Source organism: Pseudomonas sp. CLCA07 (assembly GCF_053615335.1).
Map to the genome: position 1 here is coordinate 4,784,216 of NZ_CM132131.1, position 24,297 is coordinate 4,808,512.

Here is a 24,297-nt window from a genome sequence, read left to right on the forward strand (position 1 = left end):
TATAAAAAAGCCCCGCCTGGGATTACCAGACGGGGCTTTTTAATGGCCTGGGGAATTAGACGAGGGGTTTAGGCTCGTGCTCTTTTTCCTGGGCTTGTTCGTGTTGCTCTACGGCTTCTTGAACGGAGCGCGGTGCTTCTTCGATGACCGATTCGGCAGGCGCCGCTTCGACCACTTCAGCTTCAACCGGAGCAGCAGCGGCAGCCAGTTCGGCTTCCTTCTGCAGACGCTCGGCTTCACGCTTGCGACGACGCACTTCACGTGGATCGTTCGGCGCGCGGCCGCTAGGCGTCAGGGCGCTAACCGGGGCAGCTTCAACGGCCGGTTCCGCCACTTCGGCAACCACTGGAGCCGGCGCTTCAACGACTGGAGCAGGTTCGGCTGCCACAACCACTGGTTCGGAAACCATCGCTTCAGCCACCGGGGCTTCAACGACTGGCGCTGGCGCTTCGACGGCTGGCTCGGCAACCCAGTTGAACGCGGTTTGTTCTTCACGAACTTCGCGGACAGCTTCGGTCACGGTTTCGGTGACAGTTTCGGCAGCAACCACTGGCTCGGCGACGGGTTCAGCGAAAGCAGGCTCGGCGGCAGCTTCAACAACAGGCTGTGCTTCACGAACCGGCGCCACTTCGATTTCCGGAGCGGCAGTCGCTTCGACCGGAGTCGTTGCTTCAACCACTGGCGCTTCAACCGGAGCAGTTTCCTGAACAGCAGCAGTCGCACGTTCGGCTTGCTCGTGAGCTTGTGCTTCAGCTGGCGCGCTGATCACGGTGCTGGCAACGGCTGCGGTCACAGCCAGGCCGGCGGCCAGATCAGAAGTGCTTGGCGCTTCGTTGCTTTCGCCAGCTTCGCTACCCTCGGCGGACTCGGATTCTTCCGAACCTTCGATCACGTTACCGTTGGCATCACGCTGACGCTCACGACGGTTGCTGCGACGACGCTGACCACGGGAGCGGCGGCGTGGACGATCGCCTTCGGCGCCTTCCTGACCTTCCTCCTGCAGTTGCTCTTCGTTTGAGGTCAGCTCTTCTTCAGCGACGGCGGTAGCGGCTTGTTCTGCACGTGGCTGACGTTCTTCACGCGGTGGGCGTGGAGCGCGTTCTTCACGTGGCTGGCGAGCTGGACGCTCTTCAGTGGTAGCAGTAGCGGCAGCAGCGGCCGGAGCAGCATCCAGAGGCTCGCGCAGTTCACGAACCGGACGCTCTTCGCGATCGCCACGTGGCTTGCGGTCTTCGCGTGGAGCGCGCGGTGCACGTTCTTCACGAGGGGCACGTGGAGCGCGTTCTTCGCGGGCTACGGTCGGGGTTTCTTCGCGGGCTTCGCGCGGTGCGCGTTCTTCACGCGGTGCACGTTCCTCACGAGGCTTGCGCTCTTCATCGCGGCGACCAGTACGGTTGCGGCTTTGCTGACGACCGTTGCGGCGCTCTTCGTTACGGGCCGGACGCTCGGTGGTCGCTGGTTTTTCAACCACAACCGGAGCAGCAGGCTCTTCCTTGGTGGCGAACAGGCTGACCAGCGTCTTTACCAGGCCTTTGAACAGGCTTGGTTCTGGCGCAGCAACCGGTGCAGCCACGGGGGCGGCAGCGACGACTTCGGTCGGAACCGGAGCGTTGGCACGGGCCGGAGCGGTCTTGACCGCCGCTTCCTGGCGAACCAGGGTGCGGGTCGCAGCGGCTGGCTGGACTTCTTCAACTTCGGCAGCGGCAGCAGCGATTTCGTAGCTGGACTGATTGATGCTGGCTTCCGGGCTGTCATCGCGCAGACGCTGAACTTCGAAGTGCGGCGTTTCGAGGTGATCGTTCGGCAGAATGACGATGCGGGCGCGGGTGCGCAGTTCGATCTTGGTGATCGAGTTACGTTTTTCGTTGAGCAGGAACGCGGCAACCGGAATAGGCACTTGTGCGCGAACTTCGGCGGTGCGGTCTTTCAGGGCTTCTTCTTCGATCAGGCGCAGGATGGCCAGCGACAGCGATTCAACATCACGGATGATGCCGGTGCCGTTGCAACGCGGGCAAACGATGCCGCTGCTTTCGCCCAGGGATGGACGCAGGCGCTGACGGGACATTTCCAGCAGGCCGAAGCGCGAGATGCGACCGACTTGCACGCGAGCGCGGTCGGCTTCCAGGCATTCGCGGACTTTCTCTTCCACGGCGCGCTGGTTCTTGGCAGGGGTCATGTCGATGAAGTCGATGACGATCAGGCCGCCGATGTCGCGCAAGCGCAACTGACGGGCGATTTCTTCGGCGGCTTCAAGGTTGGTCTGCAGTGCGGTTTCTTCGATGTCGCTGCCTTTGGTGGCGCGCGCCGAGTTGATGTCGATGGACACCAGGGCTTCGGTCGGATCGATAACGATGGAACCGCCGGAAGGCAGTTCAACGACGCGCTGGAAGGCGGTCTCGATCTGGCTTTCGATCTGGAAACGGTTGAACAGCGGAACGCTGTCTTCGTACAGCTTGATCTTGCTGGCGTACTGCGGCATCACCTGGCGGATGAAGGTCAGGGCTTCGTCCTGGGCTTCAACGCTGTCGATCAGCACTTCGCCGATGTCCTGGCGCAGGTAATCGCGGATGGCGCGGATGATCACGTTGCTTTCCTGGTAGATCAGGAACGGCGCGGAACGATCCAGCGAAGCTTCTTTGATGGCGGTCCAGAGTTGCAGCAGGTAATCGAGGTCCCACTGCATTTCTTCGCTGCTGCGGCCCAGGCCGGCAGTGCGCACGATCAGACCCATGTCGGCCGGGGCAACCAGGCCGTTCAGGGCTTCACGCAGTTCGTTGCGCTCTTCACCTTCGATGCGACGGGAAATACCGCCGGCACGCGGGTTGTTCGGCATCAGAACGAGATAACGACCGGCCAGGCTGATGAAGGTGGTCAGGGCGGCGCCCTTGTTGCCACGTTCTTCTTTTTCGACCTGAACGATGACTTCCTGGCCTTCGCTCAGGACGTCCTTGATATTGACGCGGCCTTCGGGGGCTTTCTTGAAGTATTCGCGGGAGATTTCTTTGAGGGGCAGGAAGCCGTGGCGCTCGGAGCCGAAATCGACAAAGGCAGCCTCAAGGCTTGGTTCGATGCGAGTAATCCGGCCTTTATAGATGTTGGCCTTCTTCTGCTCGCGTGCACCGGATTCGATGTCCAGGTCGTAGAGGCGTTGGCCATCTACCAGTGCAACACGCAACTCTTCGGGTTGAGTTGCGTTAATCAGCATTCTTTTCATGTAGTACCGTCGGTTTCCGGGCTGCCGGAAACGGCGTTCGGCACACACGACTTCTCACGGTCGGTGTCAGGTGCGTCAGGAGTGGTTGGCCACTCCAGTGTCTAGCGAACCCCGACCAATTGGGCCGGTGTCGCGACGTACGCGTCCTGCTTGCTGTGGCTACTTAAGCACTCAGTCAGGAGGAGGAATCAACCAGCGGCTGTGGACGAGATGAAGCGTCTTGATAAAGCCTATTGCTACACAGTCCAGCGGTTGTGCATCTCCACCCTACACGTATCCCTGATAATTCGGGTGCTGCCGCGCGCAGAATCCGCAGCGGGTTGGCATTTACCGTGAGCTCCGAAGGGGGAGGTCACGCATCATGGCTAATTTAGGCGTTGTTTCCGAAGCGTTCGCCCAGGGTCGTTCGTGGCTGACTGCACTTTGTGAACTGGCCGTGAATATTTGCTCGCAAGGCGAGTGAAAACTCTGCTTTGCGGCATGATTCAGGCCTCATGTCACCTGCGCTTGTTACAGCTGCAAACTCCACCTTTACGTAGCGAAAGCCCCGTAGGACGGCCTCGCGTCCTGGTGAATTGCGTTGGTCAGGGCCGGTTTTTGACCGTTGGTCCGCTGTCCAGGCCGCTTTTGGCGGCGTTCGCGACTATAGCAGCAATGATTAAGTGCTTCAATTCCATAAAAAATTGTTATCATCCGCGCCATGACGACTACAGCCCCTTCGACCCCAGCCGTACAACTGCTGGAGGTCTCGCCGGAATATGCCGGCCAACGTATTGATAATTTCCTTCTCGCTCGGCTCAAAGGCGTGCCCAAGACCTTGATTTACCGCATTTTGCGCAAAGGCGAAGTGCGAGTGAACAAAGGTCGGATCAAGCCCGAATACAAGCTGCAGGCGGGCGATATCGTGCGCGTGCCGCCGGTTCGCGTGCCTGAGCGCGACGAGCCGGTGCCGCTGGCCCAGGGCCTTCTGCAACGCCTCGAAGCCTCGATTGTTTTTGAAGACAAGGCGCTGATCGTGATCAACAAGCCTTGCGGCATCGCGGTTCATGGCGGCAGCGGCCTGACTTACGGGGTGATCGAAGCCTTTCGTCAGTTACGTCCCGATTGCAAGGAACTCGAACTGGTTCACCGTCTCGACCGTGATACCTCCGGCCTGCTGATGATCGCCAAGAAACGCAGCATGTTGCGTCACCTGCACACGGCATTGCGCGGCGATGGCGTCGATAAGCGATATATGGCGCTGGTCCGCGGTAACTGGGCCGCCTCGATCAAACAAGTCCGTGCGTCGCTGGGCAAGAGCAATCTGCGCTCCGGCGAGCGCATGGTCGAGGTCGACGAGGAGGAGGGCAAGGAGTCGGTGACCGTGTTCAAAGTGCTGCGTCGTTTCGGCGACTTTGCCACCATGATCGAGGCTAAGCCGATCACTGGCCGGACTCACCAGATCCGCGTCCATACCCTGCATGCCGGTCATTGCATCGCTGGCGATACCAAGTATGGCGACGAAAATTTCAGCAAGGAAATCCGCGATCTGGGTGGCAAACGCCTGTTCTTGCACGCCTACATGCTGACCGTGCCGTTGCCTGATGGCAGCGAACTGAAATTGCAGGCGCCGGTGGATGAGATGTGGGCCAAGACCGTGGAGCGATTGAGTGCGCCACTCTGATTACAAGCTGCTGGTTTTCGATTGGGACGGCACGTTGGCCGACTCCATTGGTCGGATTGTCGAGGCGATGCATGTCGCGTCCGAGCGCTCCGGATTTCCATTGCGTGATGATTTTGCGGTCAAAGGCATTATAGGTCTGGGTTTGCCTGAGGCGATTCGCACGTTGTATCCCGAGATAGGCGATACCGAACTGATAGCGTTTCGTCAGCACTATGCGGATCACTATGTCGCCTCGGAAGCCGTGCCTTCGCCGCTGTTCGAAGGCGTAGTCGAGTCGATGGAGGCGTTCCGTGCCGAGGGGTATCATTTGGCTGTGGCGACCGGCAAGGCCCGTCGCGGGCTGGATCGGGTGCTGAAGTCGCACGGTTGGGGAGATTATTTCGATATCACTCGCGCCGCCGACGAAACCGCGAGCAAGCCGCATCCGCTGATGCTTGAGCAGATTCTCGCTCATTGCGAGGTTCGCCCCGAGCAAGCGCTGATGGTTGGCGATTCGTCCTTCGACTTGCAGATGGCGCGCAACGCCGGTATGGATTCAGTGGCGGTCAGTTACGGCGCTCAATCGATCGAGGCGCTGAAATTGTTCGAGCCAGCATTGGCCATTGATCGTTTTTCAGAATTGCATGCCTGGCTGGGTCAGCGGGCTTAATAGGTTTTTGCTGGGGTAGATGTCATGACCGACGAATGGAAAGCGCCCGCCAAGGCGAGCGCAGAGAGCGGTGACGAAAAAAGCTGGAGGCTGCTGGAAAAGACCCTGCTGGCTGGTGTGCAAGAGCAGCGCCGGTCGCGTCGCTGGGGGATTTTCTTCAAGCTGCTGACCTTTGTGTACCTGTTTGTCGCGCTGATCCTGTTCACGCCGCTGATGGACATGGAAAAGAGTGCGACCAGCAGCTCCAATTACACGGCACTGATCGACGTGACGGGCATGATCGCCGACAAGGAGCCGGCCAGTGCTGACAACATCGTCGGCAGTCTGCGTGCGGCCTTCGAGGACGAGAAGGTCAAAGGCATCATTTTGCGCATCAACAGCCCTGGCGGCAGTCCGGTGCAGTCGGGTTATGTGTATGACGAAATCGTCCGTCTGCGCGGCCTGAATCCGGACACCAAAGTGTATGCAGTGATCTCGGATCTGGGCGCTTCCGGTGCTTACTACATTGCCAGTGCGGCGGATCAGATCTACGCCGACAAGGCGAGCCTGGTGGGCTCCATTGGTGTGACGGCGGCTGGTTACGGCTTTGTCGGCACCATGGAGAAGCTGGGTGTCGAGCGTCGTACTTACACGTCGGGTGAGCACAAGTCGTTCCTCGACCCGTTCCAGCCGCAGAAGCCAGAGGAAACTCAATTCTGGCAAGGCGTGCTGGACACAACGCATCAACAGTTCATCAACAGCGTCAAGAAGGGTCGCGGCGACCGCCTCAAGGACAAAGAACATCCTGAGCTGTTCTCTGGTCTGGTCTGGAATGGTGAGCAGGCGCTACCGCTTGGTCTGATTGATGGTCTGGGTAATGCCAGTTCGGTTGCGCGTGACGTGATTGGCGAGAAAGAGCTGGTGGACTTCACCGTTCAGGAATCGACGTTCGATCGCTTTTCGAAAAAGCTCGGAGCCAGTGTTGCTGAGCAATTGGCGATGTGGATGGGCTTTCACGGTCCCTCTATGCGCTGATCTTCCTTTGGTATTAAAAAAAACTGGCCCAAGTGGCCGGTTTTTTAATACCTGTGCGGTCTCTGTAGCAGCTGGCGAAGCCTGCGTTCGAGTGCGTAGCGCTCGCAAATCCGGATTTCGCGGTTTGCCTGACAGGTCGCGGCGTATGGTTTGGCGAGCGCTGCGCACTCGAACGCAGGCTTCGCCAGCTGCTACACGATTGTGGTGTTCAGGGGATTTGCACGCCTTCGGCCAACAGCATGTCGATCAGGCGAATTAGTGGTAGGCCGATCAGGCTGGTGGCGTCAGGGCCTTCGGTGCTTTGAAACAGGCTCACCCCCAAACCTTCGGCCTTGAAGCTGCCAGCGCAGTCGTAGGGCTGTTCGGCGCGCAGGTAGCGTTCGATGCGTGCCTGATCGAGTGCGCGCATGTGGACGGTGAACGGCACGCAATCAACCTGATATTCGCCGGTCTGGCTGTTAAGCAGTGCCAGGCCGGTGAGGAAGGTCACGCTGGCACCGCTGGCGGCCAGCAGTTGCTCGCGGGCCTTTTCGAAGGTATGGGGTTTGCCGATAATCCTGTTGCCGAGTACCGCGACCTGGTCGGAGCCGATGATCAGATGGGCGGTATGGCTGTCCGCAAGTGCCTGGGCTTTTTCTTTGGCAAGGCGTTTGACCAGTTCAATGGCTGGCTCACCCGGTCGATGGCTTTCGTCGATATCCGGCGAGCTGCAGGTGAATGGCAGCTGCAAGCGGGCCAGCAATTCCCTGCGATACACCGAGCTTGAAGCGAGTAATAAAGGCAGCATGCGCAACTCCAAAAGTCAGGCGTGAATTCTAGCGGAGGCTTGCAAGTGACGGACAGGGCTGAATTTCCTTTGACATGGCTGGGGGCATCCCTATAATGCTGCGCCTATGTTGAATGACCCGATTCCACCTCACGTTGACCCGCGCAAATTGGCTGATCGTGGCACCACCCTTCAAGGTGAACTGCTGCTGGCCGATTTGGAGAGACTCTGCGACCCGCTTTCCGACACTGTCGGTACGGTGCAGGCTAAATTCGTTTTTGAACGAGATGAACGTAAATCTGTGGTCATCCACAGCTTTATCGACACCGAGGTCAAAATGGTTTGCCAGCGTTGTCTTGAGCTGGTCACCCTGCCGATCCATAGCGAATGCAGTTATGCTGTGGTGAAGGAGGGTGCGAATACCCAGTCGTTGCCGAAAGGTTATGACGTGCTGGAACTGGGCGAAGATCCTTTGGATCTGCAGTCACTGATCGAGGAGGAGCTTCTGCTCGCCTTGCCCATTGTGCCTGCTCATCATCCGGAAGAATGCCAGCAGCCGGCGGGTCTCGATGAGCCCGAACCGAGCGAGGACGAGGTAACGCGGTCCAACCCGTTCAGTGTATTGGCGCAGTTAAAGCGTGACCCAAACGTTTAGGAGTTAATCAATTATGGCTGTTCAGCAGAACAAAAAATCCCGCTCCGCCCGTGACATGCGCCGTTCGCACGACGCTCTCGAGGCTAGCACCCTGTCTGTAGAAAAAACCACCGGTGAAGTTCACCTGCGTCACCACGTATCGCCAGAAGGCGTATACCGTGGCCGTAAAGTGATCGACAAGGGCGCTGACGAGTAATCACTTGTCCGCTCAAGTCATCGCGATTGACGCAATGGGCGGGGACTTCGGTCCCCGCAGCATTGTTCAGGCCAGCCTCGCTTGCCTGTCTGCTACACCCTCGCTGCACCTGACCCTCGTCGGTCAACCCTCCCTTCTTGAAGAATTGCTCTCTGGCCAATCGGCTGTGGATCGCTCGCGCCTGTCGATTGCGCCCGCGTCTGAAGTCATCACCATGGACGAAAAGCCTGCGCAGGCCCTGCGCGGCAAGCCCGACTCGTCGATGCGCGTGGCGCTCGAGTTATTGCGAGACGGCAAGGTTCAAGCCTGTGTCAGTGCTGGCAATACCGGCGCCCTGATGGCGTTGTCGCGGTTTGTGCTCAAGACCTTGCCGGGCATTGATCGTCCGGCAATGGTGGCGGCGATTCCGACGCAAAAGGGCTACTGCCAGTTACTCGATCTGGGGGCCAACGTCGATTGCAGTGCCGAGCACTTGTTGCAGTTCGCGGTCATGGGTTCGGTGGCGGCGGAAGCGCTTGGCATTGCTCGCCCGCGTGTCGCGCTGCTGAACATCGGTACCGAAGACATCAAGGGCAATCAGCAGGTCAAGCTGGCGGCCACCTTGTTGCAGGCTGCTCGTGGCATCAATTACATCGGTTTTGTCGAAGGTGACGGTTTGTACCGTGGCGAGGCGGATGTGGTGGTGTGTGATGGCTTTGTCGGCAATATCCTGCTCAAGTCCAGCGAGGGGCTGGCAACCATGATTGCCGGGCGCATCGAAGCCTTGTTCAAGAAAAACCTCGCGTCGAAAATGGTGGGGGCCTTGGCGTTGCCGCTGATGAAGCGTCTTCAGGCTGAGCTCGCACCTGCGCGGCATAACGGCGCCAGCTTCCTTGGTTTGCAAGGGATTGTGGTGAAAAGTCACGGTTCGGCCGGGGTTCAGGGGTTTCAAAGCGCCATTTCCCGTGCGTTGATCGAGATTCAGGAAAATCTGCCGGAGCGGATTCACGGTCGTCTGGAGGATTTGTTGCTTTAGGCGTTTTCGTCGGACAATGCTTAAATGTGACCGCTTGGGTCAATTGGCCATCCAACTGTCAGTTTCTTGCGTCCCCCACTTGGGACGTCAACTCTCCGACGACAAGATCATTAGGGGCTTGTTAAATGTCTGCTTCCCTCGCATTCGTCTTTCCAGGGCAGGGTTCGCAGTCCCTCGGCATGCTGGCCGAGTTGGGCGCGCAACATCCGGTTGTCCTCGAAACATTCAAAGAAGCTTCCGATGCTCTGGGTTACGACCTGTGGGCACTCACCCAGCAAGGGCCGGAAGAGCAACTCAATCAAACCGATAAAACCCAGCCGGCCATTCTGACCGCCTCGATCGCCTTGTGGCGTCTGTGGCTGGCTGAAGGCGGCGCGCGTCCGGCTTACGTTGCCGGTCACAGCCTGGGCGAGTACAGCGCTCTGGTTGCTGCGGGCAGCCTGAGCCTCGGCGATGCGGTCAAACTGGTTGAACGCCGGGGGCAGTTGATGCAGGAAGCCGTTCCGGCCGGGCAGGGTGGCATGGCCGCCATTCTCGGTCTGGACGATGCTGACGTGCTGGCAGCCTGTGCCGAAGCGGCGCAAGGCGAAGTGGTCAGTGCGGTGAACTTCAACTCCCCGGGCCAGGTAGTGATCGCTGGTGCCAAGGCGGCAGTGGAGCGCGCTATCGAAGGCTGCAAGGCTCGTGGTGCCAAGCGCGCCATGCCGTTGCCGGTCAGCGTGCCGTCGCACTGTGAGCTGATGCGCCCGGCGGCCGAGCGTTTTGCCGAGTCCATCGCTGCAATCGACTGGCAAACGCCGCAGATTCCTGTCGTACAGAACGTCAGCGCCAATGTGCCGGCCGATCTGGATACCCTCAAGCGCGATCTGCTTGAGCAGCTCTACAAGCCAGTGCGCTGGGTTGAATCAGTCCAGGCGCTGGCCGCCAAGGGCGCGACCCAACTGGTCGAATGCGGTCCTGGCAAAGTGCTGGCCGGTCTGAACAAGCGCTGCGCCGAAGGCGTGTCGACATCCAACCTCAATACCCCAGACGCTTTCGCTGCCGCCCGTGCAGCGCAGGCCTGAATCAGGAGAAACTTGCATGAGTCTGCAAGGTAAAGTTGCACTGGTCACCGGCGCGAGCCGCGGGATCGGCCAGGCCATCGCCCTGGAACTGGGTCGTCAGGGCGCCACCGTGATTGGCACCGCGACCTCCGCTTCCGGTGCCGAGCGCATCGCCGCAACCCTGAAGGAAAACGGTATTCAAGGCACCGGTCTTGAGCTCAATGTCACCAGCGACGAATCCGTTGCTGCAGTACTGGCGAGCATCACTGCACAGTTCGGTGCTCCGGCGATCCTGGTCAACAATGCCGGTATCACCCGCGATAACCTGATGATGCGTATGAAAGACGACGAGTGGCATGACGTTGTCGATACCAACCTGAACAGTCTGTTCCGCCTGTCCAAGGGCGTTTTGCGTGGTATGACCAAAGCCCGTTGGGGACGAATTATCAGTATTGGCTCGGTTGTGGGTGCCATGGGCAACGCAGGCCAAGTAAACTACGCAGCCGCCAAGGCCGGTCTGGAAGGTTTCAGCCGCGCACTGGCACGTGAGGTCGGTTCGCGTTCGATTACGGTAAACTCGGTGGCCCCAGGGTTCATCGACACCGATATGACTCGTGAGCTGCCTGAGGCACAGCGTGAAGCCTTGCAGACGCAGATTCCGCTGGGCCGTCTGGGGCAAGCTCAAGAGATCGCGTCTGTGGTCGCTTTTCTTGCGTCCGACGGTGCGGCTTACGTTACTGGGGCTACAATCCCGGTGAACGGCGGGATGTACATGAGTTAAATGTGACGGATCGCTTCAAAAAAATGTCATACGAGCTGTCTAAAATCCGTTATAAAGCTGCAATCTATTTTATAGGCAGAGGGCTGTCGGGTTTGAGGAGTGAAGCTTTCAGTTGAAAAGCTGAAAAGTCTTTCTATACACTTACCCACTGGCCAGCTGCCTGAATTTGTCCATTAGGAGTGAAAACAAGGTATGAGCACCATCGAAGAGCGCGTCAAGAAAATCGTTGCTGAGCAACTGGGCGTTAAAGAAGAAGAAGTGGTCAACACTGCTTCCTTCGTTGAAGACCTGGGTGCCGACTCCCTTGACACCGTTGAGCTGGTGATGGCTCTGGAAGAGGAATTCGAGACCGAAATCCCTGACGAAGAAGCTGAGAAGATCACTACTGTACAAGCCGCAATCGATTACGTTACTAACCATCAGGCTTAATAGCTTGTAATCGTTGCTTGCTGTCATGGAAAAACCGCACTGCCATCACGGCGTGCGGTTTTTTCTTTAGGCATGATGCAAAGTCGTCATTTGAAAAAAAAGGAGAGTGCTGTGTCGCGTAGACGCGTCGTAGTCACCGGTATGGGTATGTTGTCGCCACTGGGCACGGATGTGCCGAGCAGTTGGCAGGGCATTCTGGCTGGCCGCAGTGGCATTGGTCTGATCGAACACACCGACCTTTCTGCCTATTCCACCCGTTTTGGCGGCTCGGTAAAGGGCTTCAATGTCGAGGAATACCTGTCGGTCAAGGAAGCTCGCAAGCTCGACCTGTTTATTCAATACGGTCTGGCCGCAGGTTTTCAGGCTGTACGCAATTCCGGTCTGGAAGTCACTGACGCCAACCGCGAGCGTATCGGCGTGGCGATGGGTTCGGGTATTGGCGGTCTGACCAATATCGAAGAAACCAGCCGCACCCTGCATGATACTGGCCCACGGCGGATCTCTCCGTTTTTCGTGCCTGGCTCGATCATCAATATGATTTCCGGTTTCCTGTCCATCCACTTGGGTGCACAGGGACCTAACTACGCCATCGCCACCGCGTGTACCACCGGTACTCACTGCATTGGCATGGCAGCCCGTAACATCATGTACGACGAAGCCGACGTGATGATTGCCGGCGGTGCCGAAATGGCAGCGTGCGGGCTGGGCATGGGGGGCTTTGGTGCTTCCCGCGCACTGTCGACCCGCAACGATGAGCCGACCCGTGCCAGCCGCCCTTGGGATAAGGGCCGTGATGGCTTTGTTTTGTCCGACGGTGCCGGTGCTCTAGTGCTAGAAGAACTGGAGCACGCCAAGGCGCGCGGCGCGACCATCTACGCCGAGCTGATCGGCTTCGGTACCAGTGGCGATGCTTACCACATGACCTCGCCACCGGCGGACGGTGCAGGTGCTGCACGTTGCATCACCAACGCCCTGCGCGATGCCAAGGTCAACGTTGATCAGGTTCAATACGTCAACGCCCACGGTACTTCGACCTCGGCCGGCGACCTTGCCGAAGCCTGTGCGATCAAGTCGGTGTTTGGCGATCACGCCTACAAACTGGCCGTCAGTTCGACCAAGTCCATGACCGGTCACTTGCTGGGCGCAGCGGGCGCAGTCGAGGCAATCTTCAGCGTGCTGGCGATCAACAGCCAGGTAGCGCCGCCGACCATCAACCTCGATGAGCCGGACGAAGGCTGTGATCTCGACTTTGTGCCGCACACTGCGCGCAACATGGACATCGATGTGGTGCTGTCCAACTCCTTCGGTTTTGGCGGGACCAACGGCTCGCTGGTGTTCCGCCGGTTCGCTGACTGATGGACAGCTGGGTCGACGGTCAGCCGGCTGACGCTCTGTCGCTGAAAGATCGCGGCCTGGCTTACGGCGATGGTCTGTTCGAGACCATTGCTGTGCGTGGCGGGCAGCCGCTGTTGCTGGACCGGCACCTGTCGCGTCTGGCGCAAGGCTGTTCGCGCCTGGCGATCGCTGTTGATCACGAGCTGGTTCGCAACGAATTGCTGGCCTACGCCGCAGCGCTCGATGAGGGGGTGCTCAAGCTCATTCTCACGCGCGGCGACAGCTTGCGCGGTTATGCCGCTGATCCTTCGGCGCAAGCCCGACGCATTCTGCAAGGCAATCCTCCTGCTGCTTATCCGTTTGTTCATGCAGAGCAGGGCGTCCGTCTGTTCCCCTGTGTCACGCGACTTTCCAAACAACCCTTGCTCGCCGGGCTAAAACATCTGAACCGTCTTGAGCAAGTGATTGCCCGTGGCGAATGGCAAGACACCGAACATGCCGAAGGCTTGATGCTCGATCAGGCCGGCCGCGTCATCGAAGGTGTGTTCAGTAATCTGTTCCTGGTGCGCCATGGCGTGCTGATCACCGCCGATTTAAAACGCTGTGGCGTGGCCGGCGTGATGCGTGCCGAATTATTGTTTCAAGCCGAGTCACTGGGGATTCCCACACAAATCACCGACATCAGCCTAGATCAGCTGCAATGGGCCGACGAAGTCTTTGTCTGCAACAGCGTGTATGGCGTTTGGCCGGTGCGTGCCTATGCTGCGTTGAGCTGGCCGGTTGGGCCGCTCACCCGTAAACTCCAAACCATTGCCTGTGCGCTACTGGATGCTTGATACGTGAGACGTAAATTCTTGCTGCTGCTGGAAACCGGATTGGTTCTGGCGGGGCTGTGTCTGGGCGCTTCTGCCTGGAAAATCCATTCGGCGCTGGAACAGCCGCTGAACATCACCCAGGAAGAACTGCTGGAGGTGCCCAAGGGCACGACGCCAACCCGCACCTTCTATCGACTCGAAGCCAAGGGCGTCATCAAGGATGCGTTCTGGCTGCGCGTTTACTGGCGCTTCAATCTCCCCAAACAACCGTTGCACAGCGGCGAGTACCGCATGATTCCGGGCATGACGGTTGAGGGGCTGATCGAGCTGTGGAAACGCGGCGAAATGGTTCAATACAGCCTGACCCTGGTCGAGGGCTGGAATTTCCGTCAGGTTCGCGCAGCCCTGGCCAGAGACGAAAAACTCGAGCAGACCATCGACGGGTTGAGTGACAGTCAGGTGATGGAGAAGCTCGGTCACCGCGGGATCTTTCCGGAAGGTCGCTTCTTCCCCGACACCTATCGGTTTGTGCGTGGCATGACCGACGTCGATCTGCTGAAAAAAGCCTATGACCGCCTCGACGAGGTCCTCGCCAAAGAGTGGGATCAGCGCGCTGTTGACGTGCCATACACCGAGCCCTATCAGGCGCTGATCATGGCCTCGCTGGTGGAAAAGGAAACCGGCGTGCCGCAGGAGCGCGGGCAGATTGCTGGCGTCTTCGTTCGACGCATGGCGATCGGCATGTTGCTGCAGACCGACCCGACGGTGATCTACGGTCTTGGTGATCGCTATAGCGGTAAATTGACCCGGGCCCACCTCAGGGAAGCGACCCCGTACAACACTTATGTGATCTCGGGCCTGCCGCCGACGCCGATTGCCATGGTCGGTCGCGAAGCCATCCATGCCGCGTTGAACCCGGTGGCCGGCAACAGCCTGTATTTCGTCGCGCGTGGCGATGGCAGCCATGTGTTCTCAGATGATCTGGATGCTCACAACAACGCGGTGCGCGAGTTCCAGATCAGGCGTCGAGTCGACTATCGTTCCAGCCCGGCGCCGATCCCTGCGCCAGAGACGGCGAATGGCGAATCGCTGGACACCGAGGCGCCGATTCCGGCGGCTTCGCCGGGTCCCGATCCCGAGGCTTTGCCATCCGTGGCGCCGCAAGAACCGGCTCCTGAACCGGCTCCTGCGCCTACACCTGAAGCGGCTCCTGCACCGACGCCTGAACTTGCACCTGAGCTCGCGCCGGATGTAGCCGCTCCGCAAAGCCCGCAATAATTCTGACTAAGGACTGCCCGTGACTGGCTTGTTTATTACCCTGGAAGGCCCGGAAGGTGCCGGCAAAAGCACCAATCGCGAATACCTGTCCGAGCGCCTGCGCGCTGCCGGTATCGAAGTGGTGCTGACCCGCGAACCGGGCGGTACGCCGTTGGCCGAGCGGATTCGCGACGTGCTGCTGGCGCCAGCTGATGAAGCCATGAACCCCGACACCGAATTGTTGCTGGTATTCGCCGCGCGGGCCCAACACCTGGCCGAAGTGATTCGCCCGGCGCTGGCCCGTGGTGCGGTGGTCCTGTGTGATCGCTTTACGGATTCTACCTACGCCTATCAGGGCGGCGGTCGCGGTTTGTCGCTGGAGCGCATCGCGACCCTGGAAACTTTCGTCCAGGGCGATCTGCGCCCGGACCTGACGCTGATCTTCGACCTGCCGGTGGAAGTGGGCCTGGCCCGTGCCAGCGCTCGCGGTCGACTGGACCGTTTTGAACTCGAAGGCCGAACCTTTTTTGATGCGGTGCGAAGTGCATTTCTCAAGCGCGCTGAAGCGGACCCTGCGCGGTATGTACTGGTCGATGCGGCCCAGCCACTGGCGCAGGTTCAGCAGTCTCTGGACGTTCTGCTGCCGCGTCTGCTGGAGTTGACACGTGGCTGAAGCCTATCCGTGGCAAGACAGTCTCTGGCAGCAGTTGGCCGGTCGTAAGCAACACGCTCATGCCTATCTGCTGCATGGCCCGGCCGGGATCGGCAAGCGCGCGCTGGCCGAACGGTTGATGGCCAGTTTGCTGTGCCAGCGCCCGACCGCGCAGGACGCTTGCGGTGAATGCAAATCCTGTCTGCTACTGAAGGCTGGCAGCCATCCCGACAATTACATCCTGGAACCGGAAGAAGCCGACAAGGCGATCAAGGTCGATCAGGTGCGCGAGTTGGTCAGCTTCGTGGTGCAGACTTCGCAGATGGGCGGGCGCAAAGTGGTGCTGATCGAGCCGGTCGAGTCGATGAATGTCAACGCTGCCAACGCCTTGCTCAAAAGCCTTGAAGAGCCGTCGGGCGATACCGTTTTGCTGTTGGTCAGCCACCAGACCAGTCGACTGTTGCCGACCATCAAAAGCCGTTGCGTCCAGCAAGCCTGCCCTTTGCCAAGCGAGGCGATGAGCCTTGCCTGGCTGGCCAAAGCCTTGCCGGACTGCGCGGAAGAAGAACGTATCGAACTGCTGACCCTGGCCGCCGGTTCACCATTGGCTGCGGTCACCCTGCAAGCCCAAGGCGTGCGCGAGCAGCGGGCACTGGTGGTCGATGGGGTGAAAAAGTTGCTCAAGCAGCAACAATCGCCGACGCAACTGGCCGAAGGCTGGAATGCGATCCCGCTATTGCTGTTGTTCGACTGGTTTTGTGACTGGTCGAGCCTGATTCTGCGTTATCAATTGACTCAGGATGAAGAAGGCCTCGGGCTGGCGGACATGCGCAAGGTGGTTCAGTACCTGGCGCAGAAAACCAGTCAGGACAAAGTCCTCGGTATTCAGGACTGGATCCTCGCCCAGCGCCAGAAAGTGATGAGCAAGGCGAACCTGAACCGGGTGTTATTGCTGGAAGCGCTGCTGGTGCAATGGGCGTCCTTGCCTACCCAGAAGTGACCGTCTGCACCTAGACTCTGTGCATCGGCACCCACCTGGCCGGAGCCCTCAAGTCCGACCGTCCCACTCATACGATGTAAGTTGCAGCCCTTTTATGCTCGTAGATTCCCATTGTCACCTTGATCGCCTCGACCTCGCCGCCCACGACGGCTCTCTGGATGCAGCACTCGATGCGGCTCGTCAGCGCGGGGTAGGGCACTTCCTGTGCATCGGCGTCAGCGTCGACAACGCCGCCGACGTCAAAGCCCTGGCCGAACGTTATGACGACGTCGACTGTTCGGTCGGCGTGCATCCGCTGGATGTGCAACCGGGCGCTGCGCCCGCGCTGGATTGGCTATTGCGCGAGCTCAATCACCCCCGTGTGGTCGCGATTGGTGAAACCGGTCTGGATTATCACTACGAACCGCAAGCGGCAGAGTTGCAGCAGGAGTCGTTTCGCCTGCACCTGCAAGCGGCCCGGCAGACTGGCAAGCCAGTCATCATCCACACCCGTGGTGCCCGGGCCGATACCCTGAGCTTGTTGCGTGAAGCGGCACTGCCTCAGGCCGGTGTACTGCATTGCTTTACCGAAGACTGGGACATGGCCAAGGCTGCCTTGGACATGGGCTATTACATTTCCTTGTCCGGTATTGTCACTTTTCGCAATGCCGATGCATTGCGCGATGTGGCCAGCAAGGTGCCGGCCGACCGTTTGTTGGTGGAAACCGACTCACCGTACCTCGCGCCGATCCCGTATCGCGGCAAGCCTAATCTGCCGCAGTACGTGCGTGAAGTAGCGGAGTTTCTGTCAATGTTGCGAGGTGAGCCCTACGAGCGATTTGCCGAGCAGACCACTGAGAACTTCAAGCGGCTGTTCCCGCTGGCGCATGTGAAAGGTTAAATCGCAGGCAAAAAAAACCCGGGTTCTGGGGGGTGAATCCGGGTTAAGACCATTAGGAGTAAAACAATGGCACGCGGTCCGTTGGTACCAATATCGGCGAAACACTTGGGGGAGATGTCTCGCCGACAGTTCAAGTATTGATCACTATTGCGCCTCGTCCAGTTTACCGGTCGCGATTTTTAAACAATTTTGGAATACGGCCGCTTCGGAAGAGTTCTCATCAGTGGGCGACCCTGCTGGAAATCATCACGAAACACAGATATGGTCGGATGATCCGTGCATTTTTGCGTAAGTTAGGCATAATACGCGGCTTCGAATTTTGACCCCCAACAGACCTTTTCTTATGCATAAAGAACCTCGTAAGGTCCGTGAGTTTCGTCGCCGCGAGCAAGAAATTCTCGATACCGCGCTCAAGCTGTTCCTCGACCAAGGTGAAGACAGTGTCACCGTCGAGATGATTGCTGATGCCGTCGGTATCGGCAAAGGCACGATCTACAAGCACTTCAAATCCAAGGCGGAGATTTATCTGCGCCTGATGCTCGATTACGAGCGTGATTTGAACGAGCTGTTGCATTCGGCCGATGTCGACAAGGACAAGGAAGCGCTGTCCCGGGCTTACTTCGAATTCCGCATGCGCGATCCGCAACGCTATCGTTTGTTCGACCGACTGGAAGAGAAGGTGGTCAAGGGCAATCAAGTGCCGGAGATGGTCGAGGAGCTGCACAAGATCCGCGCCTCCAACTTTGAGCGCCTGACCCTGCTGATCAAAGGCCGTATCAGCGAAGGCAAGCTCGAAGACGTGCCGCCTTACTTTCATTACTGCGCATCCTGGGCGCTGGTGCATGGCGCCGTGGCGCTGTATCACTCGCCGTTCTGGAGCAATGTGCTGGAAGATCAGGAAGGCTTCTTTCAGTTCCTGATGGACATCGGCGTGCGCATGGGCAACAAGCGCAAGCGCGATAGCGACACCCCGAGCAGCTGAATCATTCAGCTGCCTGATTGCGCCATGATTTAGCTATATGGCGCAGTACCGCAGGAATATACTCAGGCATGGGACTTGCTAAAACTTGAATTGTGAGTCAAGTTTTGCGTGTTCCAATTTCCCATCGCCGGAGTGATCCATGATCGTTGACCGTCAAGGCAGGCGTTTTCGCAATTTGCGGATCAGTCTGACTTCAGCCTGCAACTACGCTTGTACCTACTGCGTGCCTAACGGCAAGCGGCTGGTGGCTGCGCAGGATGAGTTGTCGGCCGAGGCCATGGCGCGCGGCGTGGCGTATTTGATCGAAGCGGCAGGCATCGAGCGTTTGCGCATCACCGGTGGCGAGCCGCTGGTCAGCCCCAAACTCGAAGCCTTCATGACCGCCGTTGGTCAGATGGGCCTGCAAGACATCAGCCTGACCACCAATGGTCAATTGCTGGCGAAAAAGCTGCCGTTGCTGGTAGATGCCGGCATTCGTCGTATCAACGTTTCCCTCGACACCCTGGACGCTAGCGCTTTTCGCAGCATTGCGCGCGGCGGTGATCTGGCGACCGTACTTGACGGTATGGATCAGGCCAGCGCAGCGGGCATCAAGATCAAGGTCAACATGGTGCCATTGCGCGGACAGAACCTTGATCAGGTGATGCCGCTGCTCGATTACTGTCTGGAGCGCGGCTATGAATTACGCTTCATCGAGCTGATGCGCATGGGCCACCTGGCCACCGACTCCAATGCTTTCCTGCAACAGTTCGTCAGCCTCCAGCAGTTGCTGAGCCTGATTGGCGAGCGCTATGAATACCTGCAAGCCGATGCGCCGGTCGATGCCACTGCGGTACGTTATGAAGTTCCAGGGCTGGGGCACTTCGGCGTGATCGCCAACGAAAGCGTTCCGTTCTGCCGAACTTGCTCACGTTTGCGCCTTTCATCCACGGGTTGGCTGCATGGCTGCCTGTCATCGAGCAATCGCCATTACGTCGGCGACTTGTTGGACAAGCCTCGCCATCAAGCGCTGCCTGCTTTGCAGCGGCTGCTGGTGAAGGCCTTGGGTGACAAGCAGGAAGTGGCGTTTTCGGGTGGTGCGACGGTCATGAAGATTATTGGCGGCTGAGCACGCTCTCCTGTAATTGAATGGACTCGCCCAAGCCGAGGCGTCTTCGCGCCACGGTGGCATTCTATGAAAGCCAACGACAGCGAGGGCGAGGCCATGAGCAAGCATACGACGATAAACAAATCCTTGTCGCCAGCCAATCTTGCGGCGTGCACGACAGTAGCGGTGGATCTTGCGAAGAATGTGTTTCAGGTCGCGGGGGAAAATTCCCTTGGCCAGGTGGTCCACGAGCAACGGATCAAGTCTCGTGAAGCTTTTCACGTGTTCCTGCGCCAGTTGTCGGCGGATGTGACGGTACTGATGGAGACCGGGCCGGGCGCGCAAGCGTGGGCACGGCTGTTACAGGCGCAAGGCAATCCAGTGCGGATACTGCCTGCACAACGTGTGGCCGAACACCGTAGCGGAGCGAAGAATGACCGCAACGATGTGCTGGCGATATTACGTGCAGGCCGAGACCAAAAAATTGCAGCCGTACCGGTCAAGAGTGAGTCGGCGTTAGCGATGCAAGCGCTGCACCGCGTCCGGCAGGGGTGCGTGCGACGGCACACGGCCTTGGGTAACCAGATGCGTGGCTTGCTGCTGGAACACGGCATTGCCTTGGCGCAGGGCGAGATGGCCCTCAGCCGAGATGTGCCACGGGTACTGGAAGACCCCAGCCAGCCGCTGCCGGATATGTTGCGCGAGCTGATCGACGAAATACTGGCTGAGTGGGGCCAACTGGGCGAACACATCAACGTGCTGACGGGGCGCCTGGAAGCCAGTGCTCGCGCGGACGAGACGGCGAAACGGTTGATGACGATACGGGGTGTCGGCCCGATCTTCTCCACGGCGATGCTAGCCAAACAGACTGAGCCTGAACGCTTTGCCAACGCGCGCCAGTTCGCCGCCTATTTCGGCACGGTGCCCGAACAGCGCAGCAGCGGGCAAAAGATTCGACTGGGCAATATGTGCAAGCGCGGTGATGCCTATCTGCGCAGCTTGGCGATTCAAGGTGCGCACTCTGTATTGAGGCAGGTGCGGCCAGATTCGGAACATCCAGATGACCAGCGCCTGCGACGCTGGTTGAGCCGTCACGGTCAAAAAGGCGCGGCGGTGCGGTTGGCCAACCGCAACCTGCGCATCATGTGGGTGCTGCTGCAAAACGAGCAGACCTATCATCGCCAACCGGCCACTGGTCAGAGGCCGTGATGAGGGGCTGATCAAGAGTCATTGACAGAGTTCTGCCACCAGGGCGCTGAGCCGCCTCAACCCTTGCTGAAGAACATTGACCCCAGGTCAGACCGTCGCGGATAGATGCCTGAGCTGCTACCGGCCCTTGAGGCCTAAATGTAATAGGCATACCGCGAGCTCACCCAATGTTGGCCAGAAGCCGATGAAGGCTTCCTCGAATAGGCCTTATACATAGATGCAACCGGGTAGCAGTGTTCAAAAGCGGGTTGAAAGTGGGGGCGAGTCCATACATAGCAGCTGCCGAAGGCTGCGTCCGGCTGCGAAGCCGCCGTAAATCCTGTAATCAAAATATATCTGGAACACCGCATCGCCTGATCCCGCGACCGCTGCGTCCGATCGCGGCCCGAGTCGAACGCAGGCTTCGCCAGCGGCTACAAGGGTGTGCTTCTCCCGAGCTGGCGCGGAAGCTGCATCCCATGGCCATTCGCCGGTTTTCCGTCACCGGCCTCTGGAGGGTAGGATGCGTAGTCTGGTTTTGCTGCTGACCGTTTTGGCGCTGGGTGGCTGCATGAATGTCAGCGACATGGCGGAAGAGACTCGCTACCAGATGAGCGACGTGGGACTGCTGGATCACAGCAACAGCCGTCGGGTAAACAACCTGCGCATTCAGCCGGACTCGTTCATCTACATCGCCCAAGGTCCGTTCGCGCCACCGGGCAGTGTCTATCCGCGCCCTAACGCGGTGGCCGAAGTGGCCTTCAACGGCTTTATCGAATACTTCCCGATGGTACGCCGCGCCCGCACACCCGAAGGTATCGACCGAGCCATGGCTGAAGCCCGCGCCGCCGGAGCCCATTACCTGCTTTACACCCGGTTTGCCAACGCTGACGACCGCATCGGCAACATGGATGACTGGATCGATCAGGAATACGTGGATCGCCTCGGTATCGACAGCGGCGTGATTCAAATCATGTTGATCGAGACCAACACCCAGTATTTGATTGATACTGCAACCATCAAGAGTCGTGGCGGTTTACTGACGTTCCACGACAACAGGCCAGAAGACCTGATTGGCCCGCCGCTGCAGCAATACGCGCGCAGCCTGATCGGGATCAGCGACCAGTAAATTCAAGGAGTACGCCATGAGTGACCCGCAAAAAGCCAACGATTTGTTGGGGCAGATCCCCAAAACCAAAGGCTTGCCGCCGGTTCACCTGTGGAACCCTGATTTCTGTGGCGACATCGATATGCGCATCGCCCGCGACGGCACCTGGTATTACCTGGGCACGCCGATCGGGCGCAAGCCGATGGTCAAACTGTTCTCCACCATCATTCGCCACGATGGCGATGACTATTTCCTGATCACGCCGGTCGAGAAGGTCGGGATCAAGGTCGATGATGCACCGTTTGTGGCGATCGCCGTGGATGTGGAAGGCGAGGGCGAAGCTCAGCTCCTGCGGTTCACCACCAACGTTGATGAAACCAGCGAGGCGGGCGCAGAGCACCCGATACGCGTGGTGATCGACCCTGTCACCCAAGAGCCCGCGCCCTATGTTCACGTGCGCACCAACCTCGAAGCACTGATCCATCGAAACGTGTTCTACCAACTGGTGGAACTGGCAGTGACCCGTGAAATCGCCGGGCAACGCTGGCTTGGCGTGTGGAGCGGTGGCGAGTTCTTCCCCATCGGCCTCGAACCTTAATACAAAACACTGTAGGAGCGGGCTTGCCCGCGAAGGGGGGTTAACATTCAACTTCAATGTTGCCTGTTACACCGCTTTCGCGGGCAAGTCGAATCGTCGCACCGCCGCTCCTACAGTGGTATGTGACTGTCGCTGAATCTTATAAAATCCAATTGACACCCAATCATATGATGATTAGCGTAAGCCTCCATCGCGAACGGCTTTTTGCCGTCCCTGCTTCGAGGTTTCCATGTCCAGCAGTTTTCATGCATCGACCGTTGATTGGCTGGGTTGCTGGATTGCCGCAGGCCAAGTGAAGCCCGGCGAAACGCTCAAGGTCGAAGCCGATCTGGGCGAGCAGCTCGGTGTCAGTCGCACGGTCATCCGCGAAGCCATCAAAACCCTGGTCGCCAAAGGCATGCTCGAAGTCGGGCCGAAAGTCGGCACGCGGGTGTTACCAGTGCGCCGCTGGAACCTCTTCGATCCACAAGTCGTCGGCTGGTTGTCACGCAGTGGTTTGCCGGAAAACTTCGTCGACGATTTGCTAGATCTGCGCCGCACCATCGAACCCATGGCCGTGCGCTGGGCCTGTGAGCGGGCGACGGTCGAGCAAGTGCAGGCGGTGCTTCTGGCCTACAACGCGCTGGAGCGGGCAGTGGAAAGCGGTGTCGATTACAACCGCGCGGACCAGATTTTCCACGAGTGCATCCTTGCCGCCAGCCACAATCAATTCATTGAGCAAATGGTCCCGGCCCTAGGCGCGCTGCTAGCGGTGTCGTTCGAAGTCTCTGCGGCCGATCCTGACGAACTGCGCCGTACGCTGCCGATTCACAAAGACATGGCCAACGCCATCGCCGCCCGCGACTCCGCGCGTGGGGTATGGGCCTGCATGACCCTGATCGATAACGCGGACCTGGCGATCAAGCGTTTCTACCCGCAAGTCATGGCCGACAAAAAAGCCGGCTGACCCCACAAATCCCTTGTAGGAGCCGAGCTTGCTCGCGATAGCGGTTTGTCATCCGACATCATTGTTGCCTGATCCACCGTTATCGCAAGCAAACCCGCTCCCACAAATAAAAACAAGAACAAGGCAGGAGGTTTCATGACGTTGAATGCGTTGACCCAGCACCGCGCGCGGCTTGGCGAAGGCCCTTTCTGGGACGTGCCGACGCAGGCGCTGTACTGGGTTGATATCGCCGGCAAACAAGCGCTTCGGCTGATCGGCGCCAACGTCGAGATCTGGGAAATGCCGGAACATATCTCCGCATTCATCCCCTGCGAAAGCGGCGACGCGTTGGTCGCGTTGAGCAGTGGCGTCTATCGGCTGGACCTCGACTCACCGGGCCTTGAACCGCGCCTGACCCTGCTCTGCGTGGCCGACCCGCAACCCGGCAATCGCCCCAATGAGGCCCGTTGCGATGCGCAGGGCCGGCTCTGGCTCGGCACCATGCAAAACAACATCGGCGAAAACGGTGAAGACCAGCCTGTCACCCGTCGCTCCGGCGGCCTGTTTCGTATCGACCGTGATGCGCGGGTGACGCCACTACTACGTGGGCTGGGGGTTCCCAATACGTTGCTATGGAGCGAAGACGCAACGACGCTGTTTTTCGCTGACAGCCTCGACGCCACGCTGTACCGGTATTTCATCCGTGCCGACGGCAATCTGGACACCGCTTATGTCTGGTTCGGTCCCGATAAGCGTGGGGTTCCCGATGGCTCGGCCATGGACGCCGAAGGTTACATTTGGAACGCCCGCTGGGATGGCAGCTGTTTACTCCGGCTGACCCCGGACGGTCATGTTGATCGAATCATCGAACTGCCCATCAGCCGTCCCACCAGTTGCGTATTCGGCGGCGAAGACCTGAAAACTCTGTACATCACCAGCGCTGCGAGTCCGCTCAACCATCCGCTGGATGGTGCGGTGTTATCGATTCGAGTGGATGTGGCCGGAAAGCCATGCGTACGTTTTGCTGGTTGAATCCCAAAATATG

General features: G+C 58.9%; 24 protein-coding genes. 22 read left to right on the plus strand and 2 right to left on the minus strand.

Features of this window, described 5'->3' with window-relative positions; all coding sequences use genetic code 11:
* Positions 1-55: 55 nt before the first annotated feature.
* Positions 56-3,214 carry a ribonuclease E gene (rne, locus tag ACWGZX_RS22020; protein WP_452625417.1) on the minus strand — a complete coding sequence of 1,053 codons (3,159 nt, stop codon included), beginning with the start codon at positions 3,212-3,214 and terminating at the stop codon, positions 56-58.
* A 700-nt stretch (positions 3,215-3,914) separates the two neighbouring features.
* On the opposite strand from rne, the gene rluC reads away from it, so the two are divergent.
* From rluC to ACWGZX_RS22035, 3 genes are read left to right on the plus strand one after another with little or no spacing between them, the layout of a single operon-like run.
* Positions 3,915-4,877, plus strand: coding sequence for a 23S rRNA pseudouridine(955/2504/2580) synthase RluC (gene rluC, locus ACWGZX_RS22025; RefSeq protein ID WP_452625418.1), 963 nt, complete (start codon positions 3,915-3,917; stop codon positions 4,875-4,877).
* Positions 4,864-5,526, plus strand: coding sequence for an HAD-IA family hydrolase (locus ACWGZX_RS22030; RefSeq protein ID WP_452625419.1), 663 nt, complete (start codon positions 4,864-4,866; stop codon positions 5,524-5,526). Before rluC ends, ACWGZX_RS22030 begins: the two co-directional genes overlap by 14 nt.
* A gap of 24 nt (positions 5,527-5,550) precedes the next feature.
* Positions 5,551-6,540, plus strand: coding sequence for a S49 family peptidase (locus ACWGZX_RS22035; RefSeq protein ID WP_452625420.1), 990 nt, complete (start codon positions 5,551-5,553; stop codon positions 6,538-6,540).
* 208 nt (positions 6,541-6,748) lie between these two features.
* On the opposite strand, the gene ACWGZX_RS22040 is transcribed toward ACWGZX_RS22035, so the two are convergent.
* Entirely contained in the window at positions 6,749-7,327 is a 579-nt protein-coding gene (locus ACWGZX_RS22040; protein ID WP_452625421.1) for a Maf family protein, read from the minus strand.
* A 106-nt stretch (positions 7,328-7,433) separates the two neighbouring features.
* Here ACWGZX_RS22040 and ACWGZX_RS22045 point away from each other — a divergent pair, with 106 nt between their 5' ends.
* The 19 genes from ACWGZX_RS22045 to ACWGZX_RS22135 all read left to right on the plus strand — a co-directional run bounded on the left by ACWGZX_RS22045 (position 7,434) and on the right by ACWGZX_RS22135 (position 24,284).
* On the plus strand, positions 7,434-7,961 hold the full coding sequence (locus ACWGZX_RS22045; RefSeq protein WP_004371317.1) for a YceD family protein: 528 nt from the start codon (positions 7,434-7,436) through the stop codon (positions 7,959-7,961).
* A 13-nt stretch (positions 7,962-7,974) separates the two neighbouring features.
* Positions 7,975-8,157, plus strand: a complete 183-nt coding sequence (gene rpmF / locus ACWGZX_RS22050) for a 50S ribosomal protein L32 (protein ID WP_003179396.1) — start codon at positions 7,975-7,977, stop codon at positions 8,155-8,157.
* Between the two features lie 4 nt (positions 8,158-8,161).
* Positions 8,162-9,172: a phosphate acyltransferase PlsX gene (plsX, locus tag ACWGZX_RS22055; RefSeq protein WP_452625422.1), complete on the plus strand. Its 1,011-nt coding sequence runs from the start codon at positions 8,162-8,164 to the stop codon at positions 9,170-9,172.
* Positions 9,173-9,297: 125 nt separating this feature from the next.
* A complete protein-coding gene (gene fabD, locus ACWGZX_RS22060) occupies positions 9,298-10,236 on the plus strand; it encodes an ACP S-malonyltransferase (RefSeq protein ID WP_452625423.1) in 939 nt (312 codons plus the stop codon).
* A gap of 16 nt (positions 10,237-10,252) precedes the next feature.
* A complete protein-coding gene (gene fabG, locus ACWGZX_RS22065) occupies positions 10,253-10,996 on the plus strand; it encodes a 3-oxoacyl-ACP reductase FabG (RefSeq protein ID WP_223518981.1) in 744 nt (247 codons plus the stop codon).
* 192 nt (positions 10,997-11,188) lie between these two features.
* Complete coding sequence (acpP, locus tag ACWGZX_RS22070) at positions 11,189-11,425, plus strand: acyl carrier protein (RefSeq protein ID WP_003442511.1); 237 nt, start codon at positions 11,189-11,191, stop codon at positions 11,423-11,425.
* A 111-nt stretch (positions 11,426-11,536) separates the two neighbouring features.
* Positions 11,537-12,781, plus strand: coding sequence for a beta-ketoacyl-ACP synthase II (gene fabF, locus ACWGZX_RS22075; protein WP_007945728.1), 1,245 nt, complete (start codon positions 11,537-11,539; stop codon positions 12,779-12,781).
* Complete coding sequence (gene pabC / locus ACWGZX_RS22080; RefSeq protein WP_452625424.1) at positions 12,781-13,596, plus strand: aminodeoxychorismate lyase; 816 nt, start codon at positions 12,781-12,783, stop codon at positions 13,594-13,596. The genes fabF and pabC overlap by 1 nt, the downstream gene beginning before the upstream one ends.
* Before the next feature lie 3 nt (positions 13,597-13,599).
* Positions 13,600-14,853 (plus strand): endolytic transglycosylase MltG, encoded by a 1,254-nt coding sequence (gene mltG, locus ACWGZX_RS22085; protein ID WP_452625425.1) that lies wholly within the window; start codon positions 13,600-13,602, stop codon positions 14,851-14,853.
* A gap of 19 nt (positions 14,854-14,872) precedes the next feature.
* On the plus strand, positions 14,873-15,505 hold the full coding sequence (gene tmk / locus ACWGZX_RS22090; RefSeq protein ID WP_452625426.1) for a dTMP kinase: 633 nt from the start codon (positions 14,873-14,875) through the stop codon (positions 15,503-15,505).
* On the plus strand, positions 15,498-16,484 hold the full coding sequence (locus tag ACWGZX_RS22095) for a DNA polymerase III subunit delta' (protein ID WP_223518989.1): 987 nt from the start codon (positions 15,498-15,500) through the stop codon (positions 16,482-16,484). The genes tmk and ACWGZX_RS22095 overlap by 8 nt, the downstream gene beginning before the upstream one ends.
* A 94-nt stretch (positions 16,485-16,578) precedes the next feature.
* Complete coding sequence (locus ACWGZX_RS22100; protein WP_452625427.1) at positions 16,579-17,364, plus strand: TatD family hydrolase; 786 nt, start codon at positions 16,579-16,581, stop codon at positions 17,362-17,364.
* A gap of 343 nt (positions 17,365-17,707) precedes the next feature.
* Complete coding sequence (locus ACWGZX_RS22105; RefSeq protein ID WP_007945721.1) at positions 17,708-18,346, plus strand: TetR/AcrR family transcriptional regulator; 639 nt, start codon at positions 17,708-17,710, stop codon at positions 18,344-18,346.
* A 139-nt stretch (positions 18,347-18,485) separates the two neighbouring features.
* Positions 18,486-19,454: a GTP 3',8-cyclase MoaA gene (locus ACWGZX_RS22110; RefSeq protein ID WP_452625428.1), complete on the plus strand. Its 969-nt coding sequence runs from the start codon at positions 18,486-18,488 to the stop codon at positions 19,452-19,454.
* A 96-nt stretch (positions 19,455-19,550) separates the two neighbouring features.
* A complete protein-coding gene (locus tag ACWGZX_RS22115; RefSeq protein ID WP_452629048.1) occupies positions 19,551-20,642 on the plus strand; it encodes an IS110 family transposase in 1,092 nt (363 codons plus the stop codon).
* A 502-nt stretch (positions 20,643-21,144) separates the two neighbouring features.
* A complete protein-coding gene (locus ACWGZX_RS22120) occupies positions 21,145-21,750 on the plus strand; it encodes a DUF4823 domain-containing protein (protein WP_452625429.1) in 606 nt (201 codons plus the stop codon).
* A gap of 16 nt (positions 21,751-21,766) precedes the next feature.
* A complete protein-coding gene (locus ACWGZX_RS22125; protein WP_452625430.1) occupies positions 21,767-22,327 on the plus strand; it encodes a DUF1285 domain-containing protein in 561 nt (186 codons plus the stop codon).
* A gap of 229 nt (positions 22,328-22,556) precedes the next feature.
* Positions 22,557-23,273 (plus strand): FadR/GntR family transcriptional regulator, encoded by a 717-nt coding sequence (locus tag ACWGZX_RS22130; RefSeq protein ID WP_452625431.1) that lies wholly within the window; start codon positions 22,557-22,559, stop codon positions 23,271-23,273.
* Between the two features lie 135 nt (positions 23,274-23,408).
* A complete protein-coding gene (locus ACWGZX_RS22135) occupies positions 23,409-24,284 on the plus strand; it encodes an SMP-30/gluconolactonase/LRE family protein (protein WP_452625432.1) in 876 nt (291 codons plus the stop codon).
* The last annotated feature ends 13 nt before the right edge of the window (positions 24,285-24,297 follow it).